The sequence below is a fragment of the Arthrobacter sp. P2b genome (genome assembly GCF_900168295.1).
Lineage (GTDB): Bacteria > Actinomycetota > Actinomycetes > Actinomycetales > Micrococcaceae > Arthrobacter.
In genome coordinates this window covers 72,746-94,268 of sequence record NZ_FVZL01000016.1, presented here as the reverse complement: position 1 = coordinate 94,268, position 21,523 = coordinate 72,746, and the positions used below count along the sequence as shown (strand labels likewise).

The window sequence follows — 21,523 nt, the reverse complement described above, 5'->3', positions numbered from 1 at the left end:
CCACACCCGGCTGCCCGAAAACAGAAAACAACCGCAGAGCAACCCGGCGCCACACACCAGCGCCCCTCACCGGCCATCATGAAAAATCGAGGCTAAGCAGAAGGCCCGGCAAATTGCCGGGCCTTTTTGTGGCCCTCTTAATTGGGGAAAGAATGTCCGAATACGAGGCCCTTTTGGGTCCAGCACCATCCGTTCCGTCGCCGAAGCCGCCGCGTAAACCGGGCGCCTCCACGTTTATCGTCGCCGGCATCACGGCTCTGTTTATGCTGTTGGGCGCGCTGAGCAGCGGGATTGGGCTCGCACTGGTCTTCGCGGCCATCTCGGCGGCCCTCACCGGTCTTTATGTCCTGCTCACCGGACGCCGGTCCTGGGCTTGGCTCCCCGCCAAGCGGAAGGCGGGCGCCGTTGCCCTCGCCACCGCTTTCGTGCTTTTCATCGCCGGTGGACTCACCCTCCCTCGTGTGTCGACGCAGGACCTCGAGGCAGCCGCATCTGACACCGCCGCGACCACCGCATCGTCAAAGGCGAGCCCATCAGCCACAGCCAGCGCAACGGCGTCGTCCGCTCCTACCGCACAGGAAACGGGCGCCCCGCTGGATCCCGAGACGCCCTCCCTGGTGGCGCAGGGTGTCTCCGTGACATCGCCCAACCCGCAGCCCGCCTACGCAACCAAGGCGCTGGATCTGCTGGCCACACTTCCCATCAAGGGACGCGCGCCGAAGACGGGATATGACCGCGCGCTGTTCGGCCAGGCGTGGGCGGATGTTGACCGCAACGGCTGCGACACCCGGAACGACACCCTCAAACGCGACCTGACGGGAATCACGTTCACCAACAGCGTCCCGTGCAAAGTGCAGTCCGGTACGCTGGCGGACCCCTACACGGGAACGAACATCAGCTTCCTGCGGGGAACCGCAACCAGCTCGGCCGTCCAGATCGACCATGTAGTCGCCCTGAGCGACGCCTGGCAGAAGGGCGCACAGCAGCTAACCACTGACCAGCGGACAGCGTTCGCCAACGATCCGCTGAACCTTCAGGCGACCGACGGGCCGACCAACATGAAAAAGGGCGACGGCGACGCCGCCACCTGGCTGCCGCCGAACAAGGGCTTCCGGTGCGAATACGTCGCCCGGCAGATATCGGTGAAGGCGACCTACGGGTTGTGGGTGACCCAGGCAGAGCACGACGCCATGGCACGCATCCTCGCTGACTGCAGCGGTCAGCTCGCGCCGACGACTTCCCAGGCTCCTGTGGCCTCACCGGCACCTGTGGCACCTGAGCCGGCACCCGCCGCTGTTGCACCTGCTCCTGCTGTCCAGGCTCCGGCCCCGGTTGCTCCTGCACCCGCAGCACCCGCCGCGGCACCTGCAGCCCCTGCTCCCGCCCCCGTGGCGCCTGCCCCGGCGCCTGCAGCCCCGGCGCCCGCACCGGCGGCTGCCTACTACGCGAACTGTGCCGCGGCGAAGGCTGCCGGCGCCGCTCCGCTGTATGCCGGACAGGGTGGCTACCGGCCCGCGCTTGACAGGGACTCGGACGGCGTGGCCTGCGAATAGGCGCTCTCTTTACCCGGGTTTCGCACCCATCCGCATCACCCACACAAACATTCCCAGGGGGAAAATTGACACTCAATCCGCAGGCTCCGGGAGGAGCCCTGAAGAAGACGCTGGCAGTTGTTGTGCTCGCTGGCTTGATGCTCACAGGCTGCAGCAGCAAGCAGGAGGCAACGGAACCGGCGTCGGCGGCAACTGCTGTGGCCACCACTGCTGCGGCAAAGGTTGGCGTTCCCGGAGTCGTGGGCCTGACCCTCGATAAGGCGACGGAGCAGCTGGAAGACCTCGGGTTTGAGGTCGAGGCGAAAGACATAGTGGACGGCAAGTCGATCGTCAAGAAGAGCAACTGGCAGGTAATCTCCCAGGACCCGGCTGAAAATACCCAGGCGGAAGAGGGCTCCACCGTGAAACTCGGGGTCAAGTCCCTCGAGCTGATCGAGGCCGAGAAGGTTGCCGCCGAAAAGGCGGCTGCAGAAAAGGCTGCCGCCGAGCTGGCCGCGGCTCAAAACGCAGCAGCCGAAAAGGCTGCTGCGGAAGCGGCCGCTGCCGCACAGGCCGCGGCGGAGCAGGCTGCACGGGATGCCGCAGCCCGCAAGGCCGTACCGGCACCGGCCGCTCCTGCTGCACCCGCCCCGGCACCGGCTCCCGCGGTTCCCGCGGCTCCGGCTGCCCCCGCTCCGGCCGCCGCCTACTACGCGAACTGCACTGCTGCGCGCGCTGCGGGCGCGGCACCTGTCTACGCAGGTTCACCCGGCTACGGGAAGCACCTGGACCGCGATGGGGACGGCATCGGCTGCGACAAGTAAGCCAAACCAGGAATGCCGCGGACACCAGCAAAGGTGTCCGCGGCATTTCGTCGTTAAAGCCCGTTCCGGACAACCGCTCCCTGCGCCACAACAACCCGGACCTGCTCAAGTGCGGACGCACTGGACAGAGGATCCGCGTCCACCACAATCGCGTCGGCGAAGCCGCCACGGACCAGCCGGCCCGCGTCGTTGCCCAGCCCGAGCAGCCGCGCCGCGTGGACGGTGGCTGACTGCAGCGCCTCCAGCGGGGACAGGCCGGCTTCGGCGAGCAGGCGGGCTTCGGTGCCGATCGGGGTGACGTCCGTTCCGAAGGAGTCGGTGCCGGCCACGATGGTCACACCGGCCTCCTTTGCTGCCCGCACCGCGGCCTGCAGGATGGGGGCGTATTCCTTGCCGCGCGCTGCGAGGACGGGGTTCGGGGAAGCCGCCATGCTGGTGATCGCGTCCATGGTGGGCGTGAAATAGGTCCCCCGGCGCACCATCTCCGCGATGGTGCCCTCGGAGACGAAGACGCCGTGTTCGATGCTGCGCACCCCGGCGCGGACGGCGCCGTCGATCCCCTCCGCACTGTAGGCGTGGCAGAGCACACCCGCGCCCCTGGCCGCCTTCACCACTGCGGACAGCTGCTCCTGGTTGTAGACCAGTTCGCGCGGGTCCTGCTCCGGGATGCCCGCACGCGGGTTGGCGCGGGTCTTGATGACCTGGGCGCCGCGCGAAAGGTTCACGCGGGTGAGGTACGCCAGGTCGGCGGTTTCCCGGACGCCGGTGGGAAGGGTGGCCAGCGGGGCGAGGTCCGGATCGGCAAGGAGCGAGTCGCCGAGGTCCGGGGAGATAAACAGCCCGGCAGGCGTCATGCGCGGGGAGACACCGGGTGCCCAGGCCGGCAGCGCTGCCAGCGCTACGTCCTGGTAGAAGCTGCTGGATCCGCTCCGGACGCTGGTGGCGCCGCCCTGAAGGATGGCCCGCGCGTCGGCAAGTGCGTTCGCGTGGACGTGGACGTCCACTAGACCGGGCAGCACCCACCTGCCGGACGCGTTCAGGACACGGGCGCGGCCGGCGACGGCGGCAACGGCTTCACGCGTCTCGTCGCGCGTTCCGACGGCGGCCACCTTGCCGCCGTCGAGCACCAGGACGCCGTCCTCAATGGCGCCGCCGGTCTGGGGATCCACGATGGTTCCGCCTTCGATGATGAGCGGCGGATGGGTCAGCGGGCTGCCGTGGTAGTTCGGGCCTGAGGGCTTTTCGCCGGCCTGCGCCGCGGATGCGCCGCCGAGCTGCGCGGCGATGCTGGCCACGGAAATTCCGGCGAGCGCTGCGGCGCCGGCGAGGATGCCACGGCGCGGGAGGCTGGCCGCCGGTGTAGGGGCAGACGTGTGGTCATGAAGGCACATCATTGTCTCCTTGGGAATGGCGCCCGGCGGGGAAACGGGCTCCGTTGATGGTACTTGGTATTCCAAGGGTGGAACAACCCCTACTCCACGGTATTCCTTTGTCCATCTGGTATTCCAGATGGACAAACGACGACAGACGCAGGAGCTGGTGCCATGCTGAAGGTGCTGCGCATCCGCACCCAGGAAAGGGACCCGCAATGGCTGCTGAGCTGGAGGCCGTGCTTCACGATGGATCCACCATTCCCGTCACGGTCCATGGTCGCGGTCCGGCACTGCTGCTGCCCGTCCGGCTGCAGCCGCATCCGTCCGCCGAGGCCGAGATCATCAGCAAGTGGGGCGGCGACCCGGACCTCGGACCAGCCCTCGTGAACGGTCTGTCGCCGACAAACCGGGTGATCACGGCCGACTATGAAGGCCACCGGATGGCATACCCCGCCCCGGACACCCTCACGCCGGACAACCTCGCCGCCGACCTCCTGGCCATCGCGGACGCCTTTGGCTACTACGGCTACTCCTGGCTGGCGCTGGCCGGCCTCCAGCTGTCCCTGCGCACCGACCGTCTCCGGGCCCTTGCCATGGGCGGGTTCCCGCCGGTGGACGGTCCGTACCGGAGCATGCTGGCCGTGACCCGGGCCGCGCACGCCGCGTCCACCCAAGCCCCGGATCCGGCGTCCGTGCCGGCGGCCGAGGCCGAGCCGGGGGACTGGGATTCTGCTGCCGTCCAGACCACGGAGGCCCAGACCCGGCAGTTCGTCACCCTCTACGAGGCGCTCCGGGACTTCAACAATTCGACGACGGCGGCCCCGGCTGCGTTGCCGCGCCTCGCCTTCGCCGGCGGAAACGACCAGATCGACTACAGCCCGCAGTGGGGCGGGGTGCAGGTGCGGATCGGCGCGCCGTTGGCTGAGCACCGGGATGAACTCGTGGCAGCCGGCTGGGAGGTGCACGTCCTCCCCGGCCTCAACCATTTGAGCGCGATGCACAGTGCTGTGGTGCTGCCCATCCTGGCCGGCTGGCTCGGGAGGATCGAATGGGTTGGGCAGGCCGCCACTGGTTAGGCTGGGTCATGGACTACGTTCTTCGCCAGGCTGTTCCTGGCGACGCCGAGGCGCTGGTGGAGATGCACACGCTGGCCCACGAGGAGTGCTACCCGCACCTGTTGTCGGCTGACTTTTTCCGTGCCCGCCGGGCAGCCGTCCCGGAACGCGTGGAACGCCGTCGTCGTTTTCTTGCTGATGCCGCGCCCCGGATCGTCGCCGAGGATGCTACAGGCGCGGTGGTGGGATTTGCCGACGCCGGTCCGGGCCGTGACGAGGACGGTCCCGTGCCGCTGGAGCTGTACTCGATCTACACGCTGCGGCGGACGCACGGCACGGGGCTTGGGGCAGCGCTGCTGGCAGCCGCCGTGGGGGAGCAACCGGCGTACCTGTGGGTGCTGGAGAACAACCCCCGCGCGCACGCTTTCTACCGCAAGAACGGCTTCCAGCCTGACGGAAGGAGCGCGCTGTTGCCGCCGGAATGGGAAAGCCTGCCCGAGATCCGCATGGTTCGCGCGCGACCGGCTACTGGCCCGAAGTGACCTTCCGCCAGCCGCCGGCACGGTTGGTGGCGATGATCGCCCTGAAAATGTCGCCCAAAGCCTGCCCGTTGATGGGCTCCCCTTCCCTGATGGCTACGGTGCGGCCGGTCTTGTTGCCGTGCCCGCCGGTGATGATTCCCTGCGGGTCCGGGGAGAGCCCGCCGTCGTACAGGAAAACGTTCACGTGGTCCTTCGCCGCGAGGAGCGCGCAAACGTTGCCTTCCAGGACGAAGTAGGGCTGGACGGTCCGCTTGATGGTCTCCTCGACGTCGGGGTCGGCCGCGTGGACGAGGTCCCGCACCTGGTGGCAGATGTCCTGCTGCCACGGCGGAAGGGCATTAATGTACTGGTCCACCCGGGGATCCTTCCGGTAGCTCATGAGATCATTGTTCACCTTCCGCAGCCCCGCCGTCCCTCAACGAAAAACAGCGCGCATAGGATGGCGCCATGGTTCCCGCTCGGATGTGAACCAAAAGATGGCCCTAAGGAGCTCATGATGAAGTCGAATGATCTGCTGCTGGACGCCTTCGGCAGGATCCGGGAAACGGTGGAAGCGGTCCTTGACGGGCTCGACGACGGATCCCTCACCGACAGGCCGGCGGGCACCGGCAACTCGATTGCATGGCTGATCTGGCACCTGGGCCGGGTGGAGGACGCGCAGGTGGCGGACGCGGCCGGCCTCGAACAGGTCTGGACCGCGCAGGATTTCGTGGGCCGCTTCGGTCTCCCGTTGTCCCGGAAGGATACCGGCTACGGCCATTCGAGCGACCAGGTGGACGCGGTGCAGGCGCCGGCGGGCCTGCTGCTGGAGTACTACGACGCGGTCCACCGGCAGACCGTGCAGTTCCTGAAAACACTCGAAGGCGGAGACCTCGACCGTGTGGTGGACACCCGCTGGGACCCGCCCGTCACCCTCGGCGTACGCCTGGTCAGCATCCTCGCGGACTGCCTCCAGCACGTGGGCCAGGCTGCCTACGCCAAGGGCTTGAACCGGTCGCACAGCCACTAAGAATCGCCTGTTTCCGTAGCTGCAATTCGGTTCCATAATGGGCCCATAAGCTTCGGGGACTCTCTCGCGCCGATGAAGGCTGGCGTTGCGCAGCAGGGTCCCAGGTGGCCAACCCGGCTTATGGCGGAAAGGGTTGCCACGCGGCCCCGGAGTAGGGATATTCCGGGAACGTCAAGGGGAGAGCACCGCCGCCGACGCGAACAATGCACAAAGGAATTCATCATGCTCAAGGATTCTGCAGTCATGGCCGTCCTCGCTGCGAAGGACATCAACAGGGCGAAGGAATTTTATCGGGACAAGCTCGGCCTTGAATCTTCAGAGGCCATGGAGGAGTACAGCCTCCTGTACCGCTGCGGCAACGGAACGAGTTTCCTCATCTACCAGACCGATAATGCGGGTTCGGCGAAGAACACGCAGATGGGCTGGGAATCGGACAACATCGAACGCGACATGGAGGAACTGAGGGGCAGGGGAGTGGTCTTCGAGGACTACGACATGCCCGGGCTGAAGACGGAGAACGGCCTGGCCACGGATGACTGGGGCAAATCGGCCTGGTTCCTGGACAGCGAGGGCAACATCCTCAACCTCTCCCAGCGCACACAGTAGCCAGTTGACGGGATAGCCACCGACCACGGGCCGCCCTGCGCTGAAGCAGCAGCGGCCCGCGTGGGTGTGCGGAAGGAACGTGTCAATGAACCTCGACGAACTGGTCTTCCACCCGTGGGCTGTCCAGGGGCCGCGCGATGTGCCCACCCTGGTGGGCGGATCCGGGAGCCATGTCACCGACGTCAGCGGAAAGCGCTACCTGGACTTCAGCTCCCAGCTGGTGTTCACCAACCTCGGCCACCAGCATCCGAAGATTGTCGCCGCCATCAAGGAGCAGGCCGACCGGCTGTGCACGCTCGCACCCGGGAACGCGTCCGACATCCGGGGCGAGGCGGCGCGTCTGATTGTGGAGGTCGCGCCCGAGGGGCTCGGGCACGTCCTGTTCACCACCGGCGGCACGGAGGCCGTCGAGCACGCCGTCCGGATGGCGCGCCTCTTCACCGGCCGGCCGAAAGTCCTTTCCGCGTACCGCTCGTACCATGGCTCCACCACCACATCCATCCATCTCACCGGAGATCCCCGCCGCTGGGCCTCGGACACCGGCACAGCGGGTGCCGTCCACTTCTTTGGACCCTTCCTGTACCGGACGGCATTCGGATCAAGCACCGCAGAGGAAGAGTGTGAGCGGGCCCTCGCGCACCTGGAGCAGGTGATCCTCCTGGAAGGCCCGTCCACCATCGCCGGGCTGGTCCTGGAATCAGTGACCGGCAGCTCGGGCGTCATCGTGCCGCCGGCCGGCTACCTGCGCGGGGTCCGCGAACTGTGCAGCCGGCACGGCATCGTCTACATCGCCGACGAGGTGATGGTGGGCTTCGGCCGCACGGGAGCCTGGTTCGGCGTCGACCACGACGGCGTGGCACCGGACCTGCTGGTGTTCGCCAAGGGTGTGAACTCGGGCTACGTGCCGCTGGGCGGAGTCCTGATAGGTGATGCGATCTGTGAGATGTTCACCCAGCGCCCCTACCCGGCCGGCCTGACGTACAGCGGCCACCCGCTCGCCTGCGCGGCAGCCGTCGGCGCCATCACCGCCATGCATGAAGAGGCAACCGTGGAAGCAGCTGCCCGCCTCGGCACTGAGATACTCGGCCCAGGACTGAAGGAGCTGGCAGGGAAGCACGAGGTGATCGGGGACGTCCGCGGCATCGGCGGCCTGTGGAGCATGGAACTGGTCCGCGACCGAACCACCAAGGAACCGCTCGTGCCGCCGGGAGCCGTCGGTGCGTCGAACGCGCCGATGGCCTCTTTCGCCAAGGCATGCCTGGAGCGTGGCCTGTTGCCGCTGATCATGGGCAACCGGATCCATGTGGCCCCGCCCCTCAACGTGAGCGACGCTGACGCCGCCTCGGGACTGGCGATCCTGGACGACGCGCTTGCGGCGGCAAACTTCTGAGGGACCTGCCCGGTCCCTGCCCGGACAACGGTCAGTGTTCGGACATTTGGCGCATCAGCCCGAGCTGCGCCAGGAACTCCATCTGGTCGAAGTAGAAGTGGTGGGAGGTAATCCCGGCGCCCTCCACCGTGGCCACGTCGCAGCTCCTGATCCGAAGCTGCCGGCCGGTGGCGGGCATGGTCTCGCCGGAGGGCATGCGCAGGGGCCCGGTGTTGGTGCCCACCACAAACCCCTCGTCGATGGCCACGTTGCCTGCCTCGTGCTTTTCCGCATGCTCGTACCGGACATCCGGCATGGCCTCCCAGAAGCCGAAAAGGTATCCGGCGATGGCGTCACGCCCGCGGAGTTCCCCCTGGTCAGGGGTGTAGGCCACAGCGCCGGGGGCGTAACAGCGTGCCAGCGCTTCCTTGTTTTTTGATCCCATGGCCGCCATCAGGCGGTCCATGACGTCGCGAGCCTGTCCCATTGTTGACCTCCGATATTCCTTCAAAACGGCAGCGCGATCAGCGCTATCAGGGCCGGCACCGTGGCGCCAAGGGTTCCCGGGATGCTGTCGCCCTTCTTCGGGTAGTGGCCCAGCATGTCCGCCAGGAGCATGGCGGGCGCGGTGAGCACCATGTTGGCGCAGCAGTAGATGACCAGGGTGTAGCCCGCCACCAGGTAGCCCATGTTCACCGCCACCACTCCGGCCAGGACTCCCAGGCCGATCACCAGGTTGCGGAACCCGGTGGGGATGGCCCACATCATCACGGCCGGCACGTTCTGCGGCGGGGTGCTCAGGAACTTCTGCGCCGCCGGGCGGTGCATCAGGAAACTTTCCAGCGGGAACACCACGATGTAGATCAGGGCGGCAAGTACCGCGAAAACCTGGGATACGGCGTTCATGAGGGAAGAGTACGACGGCGGTGCGCGCCTGCCCCATCCCCCGCAAGGGGGTTCCGGGGTGCTTGAAGAACCCCCACTTTGGGGGATTGCGGCGCCGCCCCCTGGGCGGATACTGGAGCTATGTGGGAGGAGCGCGCCGAGCGTGCCCGGCGGGAGATCGCCGCCTTCGCCGCCGGCGGGATGAGCCTGGCCGACCTTTACCCGTCGGCGCTCGCCGTGGTGCAGCGGGAGGTGCCGTTCGAGCAGGGCTGCTGGGCCGCCGTCGACCCCGACTCCATGGTGATGACGTCCATCACCAACTACCGGCCGTGGCCGGTCGGCAAGGACGAATATGAGGAGTACAGCCTCCGCTTCGCCGAATGCGAATACACGGGCCAGGAACCGAACACGTTCGCTGATCTGCTGCGGCGGCCGCGTCCGATTGCGAGGATCTCGGACGCGGCGCACCGTGACGTGGTCCGCAGCGTCCGGATCAACGAACTGCTCAAGCCGCAGGGGCTGGACCACGAACTGCGCGCCGCCTTCCGGATCGACGAGGCGTGCTGGGGAGTGGGCAGCATCTTCCGGGCCGGCGGCAAGGATTTCACCGACCGGGAGGTGGAATTCCTGGAGGCCGTGACGGCCACCCTGGCCGCGGCGACCAGGATCGCCGTCCGTGCGGGGCACCCGGCCCGCCCGGCCGCCGTCGGGCCCGTAATTGTGATCGCCGGACTGCACGGTGAGCTGCGGGCTGCCACGCCCGCCGCGGCTGCCTGGCTGACCGAAGTGGAGGACGCGGCACCGGGCCGCTTCACCATGACGCTGCACTCGGTGGTGGCTCAGGCCCACGCTTCCGTTTCCGGCACGGCGCGGGCGAGGATGCATGACGCCGGGGAGAACTGGGTGGTGCTGCAGGCCAGCCGCCTGATTACCGGCGACGACCCCGAACAGATGGTGGTCACCGTGGAGCCGGCCACCACGCAGGACCTGGCCACCCTGCTGCTGGCGGCCTACGGGGTGACGGCCCGCGAGCGGGACGTGTGCCTGGAGGTACTGTCCGGAAACGCGACGGCGGACATCGCCCGCCACCTGTTCATCTCCCCGCACACGGTGCACGACCATCTGAAGTCACTCTTCGGGAAGGTGGGCGTGGGCAGCCGCGGCGAGCTCGTGGCCAGGCTGGTGGCGTGACCGGTTGACGCTAGGCAGCCCTGCGCGCGCTGGCCGGAAGATGCCGGACCGGGTCAAACCGGTCGTAGGATGACGCGCCGATCAGGAAGATGCCGCGCTGCGGGATCCAGAAATCGCGCAGCCCCGTCTGGATGCGCAGGGGCTGCGGGCTGCCGAAATCCTCGCCGTCTAGGGACGCCGAACTGCCGGACACAAACCACATCCGGCGTGGTTTGGCACGGAAGCCCTGCCGGTTGGGCACGGTGCCCGTCAGCCCAAGCCGACCCGCCCGCAGCGCAGGTCCTGCTGCGGCACCCATGACCCGCAGGAAAGGATGGCTTTCCAGGAACGGTGCGGGCAGTGCGCTCATCACCGCTGTCATGGCGCGGGTCACGGGAGTGGGCATCAGCTCGAGGTCCCATGCCAGGTCCACATCCCCGCCTACAGTGACGCTGAAGGCGGCATCGCCCGTCCAGGTGACATCAACCGGGCATTGGACTGCCTCATCCAGGGCCGCGCCAAAGTAGCGGGCGCAGGAGAGCTCGGGCGGGGCGTCGGCGTAAATGGTCCAGGCGCCGGTGGGGCGCCGCAGCCACAGCGAGGTGTAGCCGGGCCCAACGCTGGTCACGGGGAACCGCCGCATGGCCAGGACGTGGCCGGAGCTGAAGGGCAGGCCCATCAAGCCATAACCGGAAAACCGTTCGTCCTCACCGGGCCCAAGTTCAGCGCTTTGTTCTGCTTCAAGGACCTGCGCCCGGATGCTCTTCATGGCTTCCCGCCTCTGCCGTCAGTGGTGCGCTGAGTCTACGCCCGGCGGCCCTTCCGCGGGAGCCGCGCGGACCCGCAATGCGGAGCCACCCATACAACACCGCCCCGGCTCCGAAGACTATGTGAACCAGGCGGACTGCATGAAAGGACCACCCGCATGACCGAAAAACGCCGCAAGGCCCTCATCAGCATTCCCATCGCGGTGGTGGCCGCGGTCCTCATTGCCCTCGCGGGGAGCCAGGGCGGCTCCACCGTGGGCGATTTCCCCGTGTTCGCCCTGGGTGTGGCTGCCGCCTTCGTGATCCAGTGGCTCGTGTTCATTCCGTCCTACAAGGCGCAGACAGAGAAGTTCTACGACCTCACCGGCGCCCTGACGTACATCACCATTACGGTGCTCCTGGTGCTGGCTTCGCCCGGCGTGGACGCGCGCGGCATGCTGCTGGCGGCGATGGTGGTGCTGTGGGCTGCCCGGCTGGGCGGCTACCTTTTCCAGCGCGTGATGAAGCACGGCAAGGACGACCGGTTTGATGAGCTCAAAAAGGACTTTGCCCGGTTCCTGAACACCTGGACCCTGCAGGGCCTGTGGGTGGTGCTCACCGCGGCGCTGGCATGGGTGGCCATCACCTCGGACCGGAAGGTGGGCCTGGACGGGTTCTTCTGGGCGGGCCTGCTGGTCTGGGCACTGGGCATCGCGATTGAGACCGTGGCGGACGTCCAGAAAACCCGTTTCAAGGCCGACCCCGGCAACAAGGGCCGCTTCATCAGCACCGGCCTCTGGTCCAGGTCCCGGCATCCCAACTACTTCGGCGAGATCACGCTGTGGGTGGGCGTGGCCATCATTGCCCTGCCGGTGCTGCAGGGCTGGCAGTGGGCTGCCCTGGTGTCCCCGGTGTTTGTGGCGCTGCTGCTGATCAAGGGCAGCGGTGTGCCCCCGCTGGAGGAGAAAGCGGACAGGAAGTGGGGCGGCCAGTCCGACTATGAGGCCTACAAGCGGAACACTCCGGTGCTGGTCCCGAAGCTTACGTAGCGGGCCCTGGACCAGGCGTACGACGGCGGCACCCGGCTTGTGTGCCGCCGTTTGTGTTCCAGCTGTCTGCCCCGGGCGGGTTGACCTGCTGAACTCGACCGGCCACGTTTGGCAGGGCATGGCAGTAGTGTCTAGTCCAGCACTCACAGTGTTGGTTACCGAGACATCACCGGGAAGGAACGGCATGCGCAGGGCAGCAGAAGCGGTCTGGCAGGCCGTTCATTCTGAGAGGCGACGGCTCGCCGCGGATCTCTCCGACCTGCGCGACGAACAATGGCGCTTCCCCTCCCTCTGCCGAGGGTGGGATGTCCACGATGTCCTTGCGCACCTGGTGGACACGGCGCGAACCGGCCGGTTCGCCTTCGTCCGTGACCTGCTGGCAGCCCGCATGGACTTCGATCGCGCCAACGAAAACGGTATTGCTAGAGAGAAGCGGCAGGATCCGCAGGACACGATTAACGCGTTCGGGGAAGCTGCAAACCTCACGCGGACGCCGCCGGCGAACCTGACAACCCGCTTGGTTGAGGCCATCGTGCATGGCGAGGACATCCGCCGGCCCTTGGACATCGCCGGAAGTTACCCGGAACCTGCGGTCGTTCAAGCGCTCACGTAGCAGCTGCGCACCCCCGTCTCCTTCGGCGGAGGACGCGAGCGTGTCGCAGGACTTCGGCTGATCGACCGGAAGACCGGGGCGGCCTGGGGCCAGGGAGACGATGTCGAGGCCGATCCGCTTGATCTGCTGCTCGCGGTTTCCGGGCGTCGCGTGGACCGGGGGAGCTTCAAAGGCAGCGGAGCCTCCCGCTTCGTGGCCAGCTCGGCAACCGATGAATCGCGTATACGAGGAGAGGCGCCCGAAGCGCTATGACGAGATGGCAGAATGACGACCTGTGGGCGCTGGCACACGCCGAGCGCACCGCTCTGGCGCAGGACCTGGCGAACCTCAGCGCGGAGCAATGGCAGCACCCCACTCTGTGCGGGCAGTGGAATGTCGAGCAGGTCATCGCTCACCTGACCGCCGCGGCCAGCCTGAACCAGTGGCAGTGGCTGCGCAGCATGCTCGGCGCGCGTTTCCGTCCGGACGTGCACAACCAGCGCCGGCTAGCCGAGCACCGCGGTAGGAATCCCAAAGAGACACTCGACCGTTTCCGTGCCGTCATCAGGAGTACCACGGCACCCTCAGGGCACATCCCGGCCTACCTTGGCGAGGTCGTCGTGCACGCCCAAGACATCCGCCAGCCGCTTGGGCTTCCCCGCACACCGAGCATCGAGGCGCTGACACCTGTCGCCGAATTCTTCGCCCGGCAGGACTTCGCCGTTGCCAGCCGCACCCACGTGGCCGGCCTGCGGTTGCGGGCCGACGACGGGCCGTTCGCTGCGGGCACCGGCCCCCTGGTCACCGGATCGACCCTCGCTCTGGTGATGGGCATGGCTGGCCGCGAAACCTACCTTGACCAGCTCAACGGCCCAGGCGTCCCGACACTTCGGTCGCGCCTCCAAGGCACCGCAGCCTGAACGGCCTTCCGGCAAAAAAGCGAGTGTTCATCGTAGTTACGAGACACCGTCGGCGCAGCGGAGCTGCTCCGTACGGTAGCGATGACGATCGGCAGCATCCTGGGGCGCCAGGTGCGTACGGTGTCCTCATGCAGAAGATGTCGATTGATGCCCTGGCCCGTCAGCAACTCCAGGCAGCAGTGTCCGGATCCAGCGGCCGCGCCTCGGACACCGTGTTCGGCGGCCACGAAAAGCGGCTGCGCCAGACTGTGATGGCTTTCCGCGCCGGCACCCAGCTCAGCGAGCACCTGAATCCCGGCGAGGCCACGGTCTTCGTCATCAAGGGCTCCGTCTGGCTGAAGGCGGGCGCCGAAGCCTGGCAGGGCAAGGCAGGCGACCTGCTGATCGTCCCGGACGGCATGCACAGCCTGGAGGCCGAGGAGGACTCAGCAATATTGTTCACCGCGGTGAAGCTGGACCGGTAGGTGGTGGACCCATAAACGGGGAAGGCCCGGCACCAGCCCAAGGGAGCTGGCGCCGGGCCCCGCCCGGGTCAGTGCAGGGCTTAGCCCTTCACCCCGTACGCCTTCGGCAGCTTCAGGCCGCGCTCCTCCATGAGGGTGCGCAGGCGGGTGGGGTAGTCGGTGATGATGCCGTCCACGCCCAGGTCCATCAGGCGTTCCATGTCGGCGGTGGTGTTCACGGTCCATGGAATGACCGGCAGGCCCAGGTCGTGCGCTTCGGCGATCATCTCTGCGGTGACGGAGCGGAACGTGGGGGAGACGACGTCGTAACCCTGGGCAGCCGCCGCTTTGGGAAGGGAACCGTCGTAGTTGTCGATGTCGATGCCGCCCAGGTTGGGGCTGGCGCCGGGCTGGCCCACGCCCATCCAGGTGTCGCCGCTGGAGAGCGCCACCAGCGGCAGCTCCGGGGCGAGCTCCTTGGTGAGGTTCAGCGAGGACCAGTCGAAGGACTGCAGGGTGGTGCGGTCCGCCATGCCCGAGGCCTGGATGTCGGCCACCACGGCGCGGGTGAGGGACTCCATGCCGGCGCCGCCGATCTGGCTGCTTTCCACCTTGGTCTCGACATTGAAACGGACCTTGGCGGCGTTCGTGTCGCGGACCAGCTGGTAGACGTCCTTCAGCTCGGCGATCCGGTTGCCTTCGATGACCTCCTGCTCCGGGTAGCCGGCCAGCTGCACGTAGCCGCAGTTCAGGGTCTGCACCTGGGCCAGGGACAGCTCGGCCACGCGGTCGCCGACGTACGGGAACTCGGGGTCGCCGGCGGTGGCGGGTGCGGTGTCGATGCACTTGGCGGCCTGGATGGTGTCGTCGTGCCACACGATCACCTTGCCGTCCTGGGTCAGGTGGGTGTCCAGCTCCAGGGTGGTCACGCCCAGTGCCAGGGAGTTCGTGAACGCGGCCAGGGATTCCTCGGTCCATTCGCCGCGGCCGCCGCGGTGGCTCTGCAGGTCGAAGGAGCCGTTGCGCTCGTTCACCGTGAGTGCGGAGGTGGCGGTTCCGGCAGCGTTCGACGACGGCGTGCCGGCCTGCGTCTCCGGGGCGGCGACGGCGGGGCTCGTCATGGCGGCGATCAGGGCAGCGGCTGCCGCGGCAGTCAGGACTGTGCGCATGGGTGTTTTCCTCCAGTGATGACGGGGCCGGCTGGTGGCCGGCGACCCGTCCACGCTAGGGAGGACAGGTGGCGCGTTTGGTGCCAAAAGTTGGAGCGGAGGTTAACATCAAAGGGCCGGTGCACCTGGCGGTCTCCCCGGAGTCCAGCTGCGGCCGGCGTCTCCTAAGGGGATGAGATGCAGGCAGGCCGTTTGACCCTGTTGCGCAGCGTTGCCGCGGCCGTTGCCGCCCTGGTGATTCCCGCCGTCGCAGGCTGCACCGGTGCGCCGGAGCCACCGGACGCGCAAAGTCCGACGGCGGCCGTCACCGCTACTGCCACCGCCCCGCCTGTTCCGGCCTACGCCGCGGCCCTGGAGAAGTACAGCGAGGACATGCGCGCCGGGGGAGCCACCGCCGTCGTGATTGAGGTGAAGTCCCGCGTGGGCGGCTGGTCCTCGGCAGAGGGCGTCCGGAGCCTCGACACCAACGAACCCGTGCAGCTGACGGACCAGACGCACGCCGGGGACATCACCATGACCATGGTGGCGGTGTCCGTCATGAAGCTCGTGGAGGAAAGGAAAATCCAGCTGGATGACCCCGTCCAGAAGCACCTCCCGGACTTCGAAAGCATCATCAAGCCGCCCGGTCCCATCACCATCGGCAGCCTGCTCAGCCACCGCTCCGGGATGCCGGACTACCGGGTGAGCCTTGCGGAGGTAGGGAATAGGCGCTCCACCCACGAGGAGCGGATTTCCTACGCCGCAGCCATGCCGTGGACCGGCGGCTCAGGCAGCCTGTTCAGTTTCTCCACCACCAACTATTCGGTGCTGGCCCTGCTCCTCGAGAAGCTGCGGGGACAGAGCCTTTCCGCGGTAATCCGCGCCGACAACGTGGATCCGCTCGGGCTGCACGACACCCTGGTAGCCGGTGACGAGCCGGGGCCGCGGCAGATGATCCGTGGCTACACCAAGACGGCAAGCGGCGAACTGGAGGACAACGCCCTGGCCCCGATCCACAGTGGTTCACCCGATAGCGGAGTGATCTCCACCGTTCCTGAACTCAACACCTACTTCGCCGCCCTGCAGAAAGGGGCGTTGCTGACCGCTCAAAGCGTGGCGGAGATGCACCACCCCAAGTTCCAGACCTATGGCCTCGGTGTGGTGCGGCATTACGATGCCTGCTCCAACAACGACTATTACGGGCACGTGGGAGTGGTGCGGGGCTACGCGGCGCTGGCGCTGATCAGCGCCGACGGCTCGCGGCAGATTGCCATGGCCGTGGCCCGCGCCCCGAAATCCGATCCGTTTGGTCTCGGCGAATGGGACTCGTACGAGATGGAGGAAGCGGCGGTGGCGGCACTCAACCAGGCGTGTTGAGGACAGACTTTTCAGGGTTCCTCGGGCTCGGCCTGCACGCGTGTCACGCGGATCCGGGCGATGCGCAGCCGGTCCATCGCGGTGACCGTCAGCGCATGCCCATCTATTTCAACCCGGTCCCCAGCCCGGGGCAGCCGGCCCAGCCGGTCGATGACGAACCCTGCCACCGTCTCGTAATGCCCCTCGGGCAAAGCCAGCCCGGACGCTGACGTGAACTCCTGGAGGATGAGCCCGCCGTCGACGTCCACCTCACCGTTGGCGACGGTGACGCGGTCCTCGGGGTCGGCGCCGGCGTCGTACTCGTCGTATATTTCGCCCACCAGTTCCTCCACGAGGTCCTCCAGCGTGACGACGCCGTCCGTGCCGCCGTACTCGTCCACCACCAGGGCAATCTGCTGGCCCAGACGGCGCATGCGGGACAGCGAGGGCAGCACCTTGTTGGTGCCCGGCAGCGCGAGGATTTCGCGGACGATGTCCCGCACCGGCCGTTCGTCGGACACATCGTCGACGGGCATGAGGTCGCGGATGTGGATGAAGCCCAGGACGTCATCCGGGCTGCCGCCGGTCACGGGGAAGCGGGAGTAGGGGCCGTTCTGGACGATGCTGCGGGCCTCGCCGACGGTGAGGCCGCCGCTGATGAAGGCCACGTCGGGGCGTGGGCGCATCACCTCCTGCAAGGTGCGGTCCGCGGCCCCGAAGACGTCCGTGAGGATGTTCCGGTGGCTTTCTTCCAGCGCGTCGCTCCCCGACACCATGTCATGCAATTCCTCCGCCGTGACGCTTTCCTGCGTGGCCTTCGGGTCGCCGCCGAACAGCCGGACCACGGCATCGGTGGAGACGGACAGCAGCCAGACGGCGGGGCGCATCAGTTCCGAGAGGAACAGCAGGGGCGGGGCCAGGACCTTTGCGAAGCCGACGGCGCTCTGCATGGCCAGGCGCTTGGGTACCAGTTCGCCCAGCACCAGGGAGAGGTAGGCCACCAGCAGTGTCATGCCGATGAAGGCCACGGATTGGGCCGCGGCGCCGAGGCCAAGGCCCTCGAGGAGGGGTTCGACGTCGGGGGCGATGGTGGAGGCGCCGTACGCGGCGGAGAAGAATCCGGAGAGCGTCACGCCGATCTGGATGGTGGAGAGGAAGCGGTTGGGATTCCCGGCGAGGGCGGCCACCTGGGCGCCGCGTTTGCCGGCCTTTTCCATCCGGCGGACCTGGCTCTCCCGGAGGGAAACCAGCGCCATTTCCGTGCCGGCGAAGATCCCGCCGAGCAGCACGAAGAAGAGGACCAACAGGAAGTTGACCACGGTGTCGCTGTCCATGGACTGACACTACCGAACTGCGGTGGCCGGTGAACGGGGCGTGGACAGGCGGCCGCGCCCGCTAAGGTCGTGCCATGGTTAATGACGATCTCCGGCCTGTCTATTTCCTCTCGGACAGCACCGGCATCACGGCGGAAACGCTCGGCAACACGCTGCTGACCCAATTCCCCGGGAACAACTTCGACCGGATCACCATCCCCTTCATCACCACCGTTGAGCAGGCCCGGTCCGTGGTCAGGACCATCGACGGCATCGCCGAGGCCGGGCCGGCCCCCATCGTCTTCTCGACGGCGGTCAGCAGTGACATCCGGCAGACCCTGTCCGGGTGCAAGGGCATCGTGGTGGACCTGATCGGGACGCACGTGGGGCAGCTGGAGCACGCCCTGGGCAGCCACGCCAGCGGCGAACCCGGGCGGGCGCACGGCCTGGGGAACGCAGCGCGGTACCAGTCCCGGATGGCCGCCGTCGAATATGCCATGGAGCACGACGACGGCCAGAGCCTGCGCGCGCTGGAGAAGGCCCAGGTCATCCTGGTGGCCCCGTCGCGGTGCGGCAAGACGCCCACCACCATGTATCTGGCGCTGCAGCACGGAATCTTCGCGGCGAACTTTCCGCTGGTGGACGAGGACTTTGAACGGGAAGGGCTCCCCGGGTCCCTGAAGCCCTTCGTGTCGAAATGTTTCGGCCTGACCACCAACGCCCTGCGCCTCAGCCAGGTCCGCACCGAACGGCGCCGCGGCTCGCCCTACGCCTCACTGCGGCAGTGCGGTTTTGAGCTGCGCAGTGCGGAGCGATTGTACGAATTCCACGGAATTCCGTACCTCAACTCGGCCAGCGTTTCGGTGGAGGAGATGGCGGCCACCATCCTGCAGAAGATGAACCTGAAGCATTAGGGAAGAGTTTCACAAGCAAAGTGTGGCGTACATCATGTGGCGCACCTCTTCAAGGCCTGCCACTGTGGAGGAGATTTGTGCCCAAGCCGGTTACCGCCCCGGGCACGCCCCTGCACGCCACACTCTGCGAAGGAGCAGTAAATAATGACAACGGACATCCTGTGGTTCTCGGAACTTGGGCTCAAAGACCTGGACCGGGTGGGCGGCAAGAACGCCTCCCTGGGGGAGATGGTGCAGAACCTGACCTCCGCCGGCGTGCAGGTCCCGGACGGCTTCGCCACCACTGCCGATGCCTACCGCCGGTTCCTGGCGGATTCCGGCCTGGACCAGCAGATTGCCGACCGGCTGGTGGGCCTGGACACCGACGACGTGACCGCCCTGGCCGCTGCCGGGCAGGAGATCCGGTCCCTGGTGCGCCAGACGCCGTTCCTGCCGGACTTCGAACAGCAGCTGCGCAGCGCCTACCGGGAGCTGGTGGAAAAGCACGGCGGCTCCGATGACCTTTCCTGGGCTGTGCGGTCCAGCGCGACGGCGGAAGACCTCCCCGACGCGTCCTTCGCCGGACAGCAGGAAACCTTCCTGAACGTCCGCGGCATCGAGAACATCCTCGCCGCCATCAAGGACGTCTTTGCGTCGCTTTACAACGACCGCGCCATCGCCTACCGCGTGCACCACAAGTTCGAGCATGCCGACGTGGCACTCTCGGCAGGCATCCAGCGGATGGTGCGCTCCGACGTCGGGGCCTCCGGCGTCATGTTTACCATGGACACCGAGTCCGGCTTCCAGGACGCCGTGTTCGTCACCTCCTCCTACGGCCTCGGCGAGGCCGTGGTCCAGGGCGCCGTGAACCCGGATGAGTTCTACGTCTACAAGCCGGCGCTGCAGGCCGGCCGGCCCGCTATCCTCAAGCGCGGACTGGGCGAGAAGGCCCTGCAGATGACCTACACGGCAAGCCAGGAAATCGGCCGCACCATCGACTTCGTGCCGGTAGAGGCGTCCCTGCGGAACCGCTTCAGCCTCAGCGACGAGGACGTCGAGCAGCTCGCACGGCACGCCGTGGCCATCGAAAAGCACTACGGCCGTCCCATGGACATTGAATGGGGCAAGGACGGGATCGACGGCGGCCTGTACATCCTGCAGGCGCGCCCGGAAACCGTGCAGTCCCGCCGCGCCCCCGGCAGCCAGAGCCGCTTCCGCCTCAACGAAACCGGCCCCGTGCTGGCCGAGGGCCGCGCGATCGGCCAGCGGATCGGTGCCGGCAGCGTCCGCATCCTCACCGCCATCGACCAGATGGCCGCGTTCCAGACCGGCGACGTGCTGGTGGCCGACATGACCGATCCGGACTGGGAACCGATCATGAAGCGCGCGTCCGCGATCGTCACCAACCGCGGCGGACGGACCTGCCATGCGGCCATCATCGCCCGCGAACTGGGGATCCCCGCCGTCGTGGGAACCGGCCACGCCACCGACTCCCTCTCCGACGGGCAGGAAGTCACCGTCTCCTGCGCCGACGGCGAGACCGGCGTCATCTACGCAGGCCTGCTGGACTTCACCGTGGAGGAAACCGGGATCACCAAGATGCCCGAGGCCCCGGTGAAGGTCATGATGAACGTGGGCACCCCCGAGCAGGCATTCACGTTCGCCCAGCTGCCCAACCATGGCGTGGGCCTGGCCCGGCTTGAGTTCATCATCAACCGCCAGATCGGCATCCACCCCAAGGCCCTGCTGAACCTGGACAGCCAGCTGGCGGAGGTGGCGGCAGAAATCCGGGAGCGGATCGCCGCGTACAGCAGCCCGCGGGAGTACTACGTCAAGCGCCTGGCCGAAGGGGTGTCCACCATCGCCGCGGCGTTCGCGCCCGAGCCGGTGATTGTGCGCATGTCCGACTTCAAGTCCAACGAGTACGCCAACCTCCTGGGCGGACCGGCATATGAGCCGCACGAAGAGAACCCGATGCTCGGTTTCCGCGGCGCCTCGCGCTACCTGGAGCCGTCCTTCCGGGACTGCTTCGACCTCGAGTGCGAGGCCCTGTCCTTCGTCCGCAACGAGATGGGCCTGACCAACGTCAAGCTGATGATCCCGTTCGTGCGCACCCTGGAGGAGGCCCGCGGCGTCATCGAGCTGCTGGCCGAGAACGGGCTGCGCCGGGGCGAGAACGGCCTGGAGGTGATCATGATGTGCGAGCTGCCCTCCAACGCGCTGCTCGCCGACGAGTTCCTCGAGTTCTTTGACGGCTTCTCCATCGGCTCCAACGACATGACGCAGCTGGCCCTCGGACTGGACCGGGACTCCGCCATCGTGTCCGGCGGCTTCGATGAACGCGATCCTGCCGTCAAGAAGCTCCTCCGGATGGCCATCAGGGCCTGCCGGGAGCGCGGCAAGTACGTGGGCATCTGCGGTCAGGGCCCCAGCGACCACCCGGACCTCGCCGAGTGGCTGGTCCAGGAGGGCATCGAGTCCGTCTCGCTGAACCCGGACACCGTGGTGGACACCTGGCTCCGGCTGGCGGACGTCGCGGCGGGCGCTTCTGCCGCCCCGGACACCACTGACCTGGCGGCCGCCGGGGTCCGCTGACTCCAGCGGGAGGCCAGCGCCTCAGCCTGCCGCCCAACGCACCAAGCCGCGCGCCGCCGTCGTAATGTACGACGGCGGCACGCGGCTTTGGTGCGTTACGGCA

At 67.4% G+C, this 21,523-nt stretch carries 22 protein-coding genes; 15 read left to right on the top strand and 7 right to left on the bottom strand.

The window, feature by feature from the left end; all coding sequences use genetic code 11:
* The first annotated feature begins 152 nt into the window (after positions 1 to 152).
* Positions 153 to 1,553, top strand: a complete 1,401-nt coding sequence (locus tag B5520_RS18385) for a GmrSD restriction endonuclease domain-containing protein (protein ID WP_079598510.1) — start codon at positions 153 to 155, stop codon at positions 1,551 to 1,553.
* Between the two features lie 65 nt (positions 1,554 to 1,618).
* Positions 1,619 to 2,356, top strand: a complete 738-nt coding sequence (locus B5520_RS18380) for an excalibur calcium-binding domain-containing protein (RefSeq protein WP_254865630.1) — start codon at positions 1,619 to 1,621, stop codon at positions 2,354 to 2,356.
* 53 nt (positions 2,357 to 2,409) lie between these two features.
* Here the strand turns inward: B5520_RS18380 and B5520_RS18375 are convergent, their stop codons facing one another.
* Complete coding sequence (locus B5520_RS18375; protein ID WP_254865629.1) at positions 2,410 to 3,750, bottom strand: amidohydrolase family protein; 1,341 nt, start codon at positions 3,748 to 3,750, stop codon at positions 2,410 to 2,412.
* A gap of 194 nt (positions 3,751 to 3,944) precedes the next feature.
* Between B5520_RS18375 and B5520_RS18370 the strand changes: the two genes are divergently transcribed.
* Together B5520_RS18370 and B5520_RS18365 are read left to right on the top strand one after the other, a co-directional pair.
* Entirely contained in the window at positions 3,945 to 4,805 is an 861-nt protein-coding gene (locus B5520_RS18370; protein WP_079598508.1) for an alpha/beta hydrolase, read from the top strand.
* A gap of 8 nt (positions 4,806 to 4,813) precedes the next feature.
* Positions 4,814 to 5,326, top strand: coding sequence for a GNAT family N-acetyltransferase (locus tag B5520_RS18365; RefSeq protein ID WP_079598518.1), 513 nt, complete (start codon positions 4,814 to 4,816; stop codon positions 5,324 to 5,326).
* Here the strand turns inward: B5520_RS18365 and B5520_RS18360 are convergent.
* Entirely contained in the window at positions 5,310 to 5,705 is a 396-nt protein-coding gene (locus B5520_RS18360; RefSeq protein WP_079598507.1) for a DUF1801 domain-containing protein, read from the bottom strand. The two genes, B5520_RS18365 and B5520_RS18360, sit on opposite strands and share 17 nt — an antisense overlap.
* 117 nt (positions 5,706 to 5,822) lie before the next feature.
* On the opposite strand from B5520_RS18360, the gene B5520_RS18355 reads away from it, so the two are divergent.
* The 3 genes from B5520_RS18355 to B5520_RS18345 all read left to right on the top strand — a co-directional run bounded on the left by B5520_RS18355 (position 5,823) and on the right by B5520_RS18345 (position 8,331).
* Entirely contained in the window at positions 5,823 to 6,335 is a 513-nt protein-coding gene (locus tag B5520_RS18355; RefSeq protein ID WP_079598506.1) for a mycothiol transferase, read from the top strand.
* 222 nt (positions 6,336 to 6,557) lie between these two features.
* The gene (locus B5520_RS18350) at positions 6,558 to 6,941 is read left to right on the top strand and encodes a VOC family protein (RefSeq protein WP_079598505.1); all 384 of its coding nucleotides are present in this window, start codon (positions 6,558 to 6,560) and stop codon (positions 6,939 to 6,941) included.
* Between the two features lie 85 nt (positions 6,942 to 7,026).
* On the top strand, positions 7,027 to 8,331 hold the full coding sequence (locus B5520_RS18345; RefSeq protein WP_079598504.1) for an aspartate aminotransferase family protein: 1,305 nt from the start codon (positions 7,027 to 7,029) through the stop codon (positions 8,329 to 8,331).
* Positions 8,332 to 8,362: 31 nt separating this feature from the next.
* Here B5520_RS18345 and B5520_RS18340 read toward each other — a convergent pair whose 3' ends face one another.
* Both B5520_RS18340 and B5520_RS18335 read right to left on the bottom strand, forming a co-directional pair.
* The gene (locus tag B5520_RS18340) at positions 8,363 to 8,797 is read right to left on the bottom strand and encodes a nuclear transport factor 2 family protein (RefSeq protein WP_079598503.1); all 435 of its coding nucleotides are present in this window, start codon (positions 8,795 to 8,797) and stop codon (positions 8,363 to 8,365) included.
* Between the two features lie 20 nt (positions 8,798 to 8,817).
* Complete coding sequence (locus tag B5520_RS18335; RefSeq protein WP_079598502.1) at positions 8,818 to 9,216, bottom strand: DUF1304 domain-containing protein; 399 nt, start codon at positions 9,214 to 9,216, stop codon at positions 8,818 to 8,820.
* Positions 9,217 to 9,336: 120 nt separating this feature from the next.
* Here B5520_RS18335 and B5520_RS18330 point away from each other — a divergent pair, with 120 nt between their 5' ends.
* Complete coding sequence (locus B5520_RS18330) at positions 9,337 to 10,386, top strand: helix-turn-helix transcriptional regulator (protein WP_079598501.1); 1,050 nt, start codon at positions 9,337 to 9,339, stop codon at positions 10,384 to 10,386.
* Positions 10,387 to 10,396: 10 nt separating this feature from the next.
* Here the strand turns inward: B5520_RS18330 and B5520_RS18325 are convergent, their stop codons facing one another.
* A complete protein-coding gene (locus B5520_RS18325) occupies positions 10,397 to 11,134 on the bottom strand; it encodes a hypothetical protein (RefSeq protein ID WP_079598500.1) in 738 nt (245 codons plus the stop codon).
* A gap of 156 nt (positions 11,135 to 11,290) precedes the next feature.
* Between B5520_RS18325 and B5520_RS18320 the strand changes: the two genes are divergently transcribed.
* From B5520_RS18320 to B5520_RS18305, 4 genes are all read left to right on the top strand, one after another.
* Positions 11,291 to 12,160, top strand: coding sequence for a DUF1295 domain-containing protein (locus B5520_RS18320; RefSeq protein ID WP_079598499.1), 870 nt, complete (start codon positions 11,291 to 11,293; stop codon positions 12,158 to 12,160).
* Between the two features lie 184 nt (positions 12,161 to 12,344).
* Positions 12,345 to 12,773 (top strand): maleylpyruvate isomerase family mycothiol-dependent enzyme, encoded by a 429-nt coding sequence (locus B5520_RS23090; RefSeq protein WP_254865628.1) that lies wholly within the window; start codon positions 12,345 to 12,347, stop codon positions 12,771 to 12,773.
* Positions 12,774 to 13,021: 248 nt separating this feature from the next.
* Positions 13,022 to 13,672: a maleylpyruvate isomerase family mycothiol-dependent enzyme gene (locus B5520_RS18310; protein ID WP_079598498.1), complete on the top strand. Its 651-nt coding sequence runs from the start codon at positions 13,022 to 13,024 to the stop codon at positions 13,670 to 13,672.
* 128 nt (positions 13,673 to 13,800) lie between these two features.
* Complete coding sequence (locus B5520_RS18305) at positions 13,801 to 14,136, top strand: cupin domain-containing protein (RefSeq protein WP_079598497.1); 336 nt, start codon at positions 13,801 to 13,803, stop codon at positions 14,134 to 14,136.
* 80 nt (positions 14,137 to 14,216) lie between these two features.
* On the opposite strand, the gene B5520_RS18300 is transcribed toward B5520_RS18305, so the two are convergent.
* Positions 14,217 to 15,284: a glycerophosphodiester phosphodiesterase family protein gene (locus B5520_RS18300; protein ID WP_079598496.1), complete on the bottom strand. Its 1,068-nt coding sequence runs from the start codon at positions 15,282 to 15,284 to the stop codon at positions 14,217 to 14,219.
* A gap of 177 nt (positions 15,285 to 15,461) precedes the next feature.
* Between B5520_RS18300 and B5520_RS18295 the strand changes: the two genes are divergently transcribed.
* A complete protein-coding gene (locus B5520_RS18295) occupies positions 15,462 to 16,640 on the top strand; it encodes a serine hydrolase domain-containing protein (protein WP_079598495.1) in 1,179 nt (392 codons plus the stop codon).
* Positions 16,641 to 16,651: 11 nt separating this feature from the next.
* Here B5520_RS18295 and B5520_RS18290 read toward each other — a convergent pair whose 3' ends face one another.
* Positions 16,652 to 17,953, bottom strand: a complete 1,302-nt coding sequence (locus B5520_RS18290; RefSeq protein ID WP_079598494.1) for a hemolysin family protein — start codon at positions 17,951 to 17,953, stop codon at positions 16,652 to 16,654.
* A gap of 74 nt (positions 17,954 to 18,027) precedes the next feature.
* Here B5520_RS18290 and B5520_RS18285 point away from each other — a divergent pair, with 74 nt between their 5' ends.
* A complete protein-coding gene (locus tag B5520_RS18285; RefSeq protein WP_079598493.1) occupies positions 18,028 to 18,846 on the top strand; it encodes a pyruvate, water dikinase regulatory protein in 819 nt (272 codons plus the stop codon).
* A 144-nt stretch (positions 18,847 to 18,990) separates the two neighbouring features.
* The gene (gene ppsA / locus B5520_RS18280; RefSeq protein WP_079598492.1) at positions 18,991 to 21,420 is read left to right on the top strand and encodes a phosphoenolpyruvate synthase; all 2,430 of its coding nucleotides are present in this window, start codon (positions 18,991 to 18,993) and stop codon (positions 21,418 to 21,420) included.
* Positions 21,421 to 21,523 lie beyond the last annotated feature (103 nt).

Bases quoted from the DNA above. Each gene is read 5' to 3' on its own strand.
- ppsA (WP_079598492.1), top strand. From the start codon at position 18,991: ATGACAACGGACATCCTGTGGTTCTCGGAACTTGGGCTCAAAGACCTG.
- B5520_RS18365 (WP_079598518.1), top strand. From the start codon at position 4,814: ATGGACTACGTTCTTCGCCAGGCTGTTCCTGGCGACGCCGAGGCGCTG.
- B5520_RS18350 (WP_079598505.1), top strand. From the start codon at position 6,558: ATGCTCAAGGATTCTGCAGTCATGGCCGTCCTCGCTGCGAAGGACATC.
- B5520_RS23090 (WP_254865628.1), top strand. From the start codon at position 12,345: ATGCGCAGGGCAGCAGAAGCGGTCTGGCAGGCCGTTCATTCTGAGAGG.
- B5520_RS18290 (WP_079598494.1), bottom strand. From the start codon at position 17,953: ATGGACAGCGACACCGTGGTCAACTTCCTGTTGGTCCTCTTCTTCGTG.
- B5520_RS18285 (WP_079598493.1), top strand. From the start codon at position 18,028: ATGGTTAATGACGATCTCCGGCCTGTCTATTTCCTCTCGGACAGCACC.
- B5520_RS18330 (WP_079598501.1), top strand. From the start codon at position 9,337: ATGTGGGAGGAGCGCGCCGAGCGTGCCCGGCGGGAGATCGCCGCCTTC.
- B5520_RS18345 (WP_079598504.1), top strand. From the start codon at position 7,027: ATGAACCTCGACGAACTGGTCTTCCACCCGTGGGCTGTCCAGGGGCCG.
- B5520_RS18355 (WP_079598506.1), top strand. From the start codon at position 5,823: ATGAAGTCGAATGATCTGCTGCTGGACGCCTTCGGCAGGATCCGGGAA.
- B5520_RS18340 (WP_079598503.1), bottom strand. From the start codon at position 8,797: ATGGGACAGGCTCGCGACGTCATGGACCGCCTGATGGCGGCCATGGGA.
- B5520_RS18375 (WP_254865629.1), bottom strand. From the start codon at position 3,750: ATGATGTGCCTTCATGACCACACGTCTGCCCCTACACCGGCGGCCAGC.
- B5520_RS18370 (WP_079598508.1), top strand. From the start codon at position 3,945: ATGGCTGCTGAGCTGGAGGCCGTGCTTCACGATGGATCCACCATTCCC.
- B5520_RS18360 (WP_079598507.1), bottom strand. From the start codon at position 5,705: ATGAGCTACCGGAAGGATCCCCGGGTGGACCAGTACATTAATGCCCTT.
- B5520_RS18295 (WP_079598495.1), top strand. From the start codon at position 15,462: ATGCAGGCAGGCCGTTTGACCCTGTTGCGCAGCGTTGCCGCGGCCGTT.
- B5520_RS18300 (WP_079598496.1), bottom strand. From the start codon at position 15,284: ATGCGCACAGTCCTGACTGCCGCGGCAGCCGCTGCCCTGATCGCCGCC.
- B5520_RS18385 (WP_079598510.1), top strand. From the start codon at position 153: ATGTCCGAATACGAGGCCCTTTTGGGTCCAGCACCATCCGTTCCGTCG.
- B5520_RS18335 (WP_079598502.1), bottom strand. From the start codon at position 9,216: ATGAACGCCGTATCCCAGGTTTTCGCGGTACTTGCCGCCCTGATCTAC.
- B5520_RS18325 (WP_079598500.1), bottom strand. From the start codon at position 11,134: ATGAAGAGCATCCGGGCGCAGGTCCTTGAAGCAGAACAAAGCGCTGAA.
- B5520_RS18310 (WP_079598498.1), top strand. From the start codon at position 13,022: ATGACGAGATGGCAGAATGACGACCTGTGGGCGCTGGCACACGCCGAG.
- B5520_RS18305 (WP_079598497.1), top strand. From the start codon at position 13,801: ATGCAGAAGATGTCGATTGATGCCCTGGCCCGTCAGCAACTCCAGGCA.
- B5520_RS18320 (WP_079598499.1), top strand. From the start codon at position 11,291: ATGACCGAAAAACGCCGCAAGGCCCTCATCAGCATTCCCATCGCGGTG.